This window comes from Arthrobacter sp. Y3223164 (genome assembly GCF_059091005.1).
The window spans coordinates 1-2,874 of the sequence record NZ_JBNHGF010000352.1 but is presented as its reverse complement, the minus strand read 5'-3'; the positions used below and the strand labels follow the sequence as shown (position 1 = coordinate 2,874).

At 69.7% G+C, this 2,874-nt stretch carries 3 protein-coding genes; 2 read left to right on the top strand and 1 reads right to left on the bottom strand.

Going from position 1 to position 2,874, the window contains the following annotated elements:
- Positions 1-184 precede the first annotated feature (184 nt).
- Positions 185-1,756 (bottom strand): aminopeptidase P family protein, encoded by a 1,572-nt coding sequence (locus AC5RUJ_RS13905; protein ID WP_494129121.1) that lies wholly within the window; start codon positions 1,754-1,756, stop codon positions 185-187.
- A 75-nt stretch (positions 1,757-1,831) separates the two neighbouring features.
- On the opposite strand from AC5RUJ_RS13905, the gene AC5RUJ_RS13900 reads away from it, so the two are divergent.
- Both AC5RUJ_RS13900 and AC5RUJ_RS13895 read left to right on the top strand, forming a co-directional pair.
- Complete coding sequence (locus tag AC5RUJ_RS13900) at positions 1,832-2,695, top strand: PHP domain-containing protein (RefSeq protein WP_494000281.1); 864 nt, start codon at positions 1,832-1,834, stop codon at positions 2,693-2,695.
- Complete coding sequence (locus AC5RUJ_RS13895) at positions 2,692-2,808, top strand: putative transporter small subunit (protein ID WP_494129122.1); 117 nt, start codon at positions 2,692-2,694, stop codon at positions 2,806-2,808. Before AC5RUJ_RS13900 ends, AC5RUJ_RS13895 begins: the two co-directional genes overlap by 4 nt.
- Positions 2,809-2,874 lie beyond the last annotated feature (66 nt).

Here is a 2,874-nt window from a genome sequence, read left to right as displayed (position 1 = left end):
AACGATCGGCCCGGCACCTAGCCGCCCGCCACCGGCGCCCCGCAGGATGAACCGCCCGCACGACGAACGGGCGCCCCGTGCGAGGCCCCGCGCCATGAACGCACCATAAACGGGAAGGGATCCGCCGTCGCAGACGGCGGATCCCTTCCCGCGTGGCGTTGCTCCGGCCGCGGCCGCCGGGGGCCTATTCCCCTGACGTGCCGTAGATGCCGGCCATCCAGGACTCCACGTCCTCGGGCTTGCGCGGCAGGGCCGCCGACAGGTTCACCGGGCCGTCGGCGGTCATCAGGATGTCGTCCTCGATCCGCACCCCGATGCCGCGGTATTCGGCCGGAACGGCCAGGTCTTCGTCCTTGAAATAGAGTCCGGGCTCGATCGTGAACACCATGCCCGGGGTGAGCACGCCGTCCAGGTACAGCTCGCGCTTCGCCTGCGCACAGTCATGGACGTCCAGGCCAAGGTGATGGCTGGTGCCGTGCGGCATCCAGCGCCGGTGGTGCTGGCCCTCGGGGGAGAGCGCCTCGGCCAGGGGAACCGGCAACAGGCCCCACTCGTCCAGCCGCTCGGCGAGCACGGTCACGGCGGCGGTGTGAACGTCACGGAACTTCACGCCCGGCTGCGCGGCGGCAAAACCGGCGTCGGCGGCATCGAGTACCGCCTGGTAGATCCTGCGCTGGACCTCGGTGAACGTGCCGTTGACCGGCAGCGTGCGGGTCACGTCCGCGGTGTACAGGGAGTCGGCTTCCACGCCTGCGTCCAGCAGCAGCAGGTCTCCGGCCTTCACCTGCCCGTTGTTGCGGATCCAGTGCAGGATGGTTGCGTTGTTGCCGCTGGCGGCGATGGTGTCGTAGCCCAGGTCGTTGCCTTCTTCGCGTGCCCGGGCAAAAAACGCGCCCTCCACCACGCGTTCGCCCCGCTCGTGCGTCAGCGCGCGAGGCAGCACCTTGACCACCTCGTGGAAGCCGTTCACCGTGGCCTCCACGGCCTTCTTCATCTCCTGGACTTCCCACTCGTCCTTGAGCAGGCGCAGTTCGGACAGCGCTTCGGAGAGCTTGCCGTCGAGCCGGTCTGATTCCTCCAGGTCCACGCCGGTGTTGATCCGGGAGGTGTCCACGAGGGCGTCCACGTTCAGGTCGACCTCACGCAGCAGCCGGATGCGCATGCCGCCCACGTGGACGACGCCGGCATCCTTGGTGATGGCGACCTCGAGTTCGCCCAGGTCGGCGGTGGGCAGGCCCAACCGGCGGCTCAGCTCCTCCAGCGTGGGCCGGGGACCGATCCAGAACTCGCCGTACCGCGCGTTGGCGTAGAACTCGGCGGATTCCCGGCCGGACATGGGGCGGAAGTACAGCGTGGCCCGGTGGTGGCCGCCGTCGTCTCCAGATCCCGCTTCGGTGGGTTCCATGACCAGCACGGCGTCCGGCTCATGGTCCAGGCCCAGGCCCGTGAGGTGGGCGAAGCCCGAATGCGGGCGAAAGCGGTAGTCGGTGTCATTGGAGCGGACCTTCAGCGGGCCGGCCGGAATGACCAGGCGTTCGCCGTGGAAGTGCTCCGAGAGAGCCCGACGGCGGCGCGCGGCGTAGGGTGCGACGGCTTCCTGCTCCGGTGCGGACGAGCCGGCCGGAGCCCAATGGCTGCCCATGAACTCCTTGAAGGCATCCGATTCCGGGCGCTGGGAACGGTTGTTGACGCGGTCTTCCAGCGGCTGCTCCCCGGCAGGCTGCTGTGAGGCGTCCTCATTCTGGTAAGTACTCACCGGTCCATCGTCTCACCGGCCCAAGGCGCTGCCAACATCGGCGCCCGGCAGGGGCTCCTGGCGTAAATTAGTTCTGTGATGATCGACCTGCACGCGCATTCCACGGTTTCCGACGGCACCGAACCGCCCGCCGAGGTGGTGCGTGCCGCCGCAGCCGCCGGTCTTGACGTCGTGGCGCTGACCGACCACGACTCCACTGCCGGCTGGGAAGCGGCACGAACCGCCGCCGTCGAGGCAGGCCTGGGGTTTGTGCCCGGCATGGAGGTCACGTGCCGGACCGTGGAGGGCATCAGCGTGCATGTGCTCTCCTATCTCCACGATCCAGCACACCCCGGCCTGCTGGCCGAAATCAACAAGGCCCGCGACGCGCGGAGGACCCGGGCCGAACGGATGGTGGAACTGCTCGCCGAGGACTTCCCCATCTCGTGGGCAGAGGTCACGGCCCGGGCCGGGCACGGGGCGACCATCGGCCGGCCGCACATCGCCGACGCATTGGTGGCGGCGGGGATCGTGTCTGACCGCAGCGAGGCCTTCGCCCGGATCCTGACTGCCCACTCGCGCTACTACGTGTCGCACTACGCGCCCGACCCGGCCACCGCCGTCGCCCTGGTGCGCGAGGCGGGGGGAGTGCCGGTCTTTGCCCATCCTGTGGCCAGCAGCAGGGGCCGGGTGGTCGGCGATGCCGTCGTCCGCGAGATGCTCGACGCGGGGCTGGCCGGGGTGGAGATCGATCACCGGGACAACCCGGAAGAGGGCAGGGAACAGCTGCGCCGGCTTGCCGCCAAGCACGATCTGATAGTCACCGGTTCCAGCGATTACCACGGCGCGGGCAAGCCGAACCGGCTGGGCGAAAACACCACCGACCCGGCCATGCTGGACCGCATCCTCGCCGCCGGGACGGGCGCTGCGGCGCACCTTCCCGGCCGCATCGCCCGGTGACGCTTTACGTCCTCGTCTGGCCGGTCATTGTGGCCGCGACCCTGTGCGTCTTTGCCCGCGGCTTCTTCAAGGAGTGGGCTCAGGCGCGCCGGGAGGGCCGCGGCATCATCTAGCCGCCGCCCCGGGACACCACAACGACGGCGGGGCGCGGGCCGGTTCCAGGAACCGGTCCGCGCCCC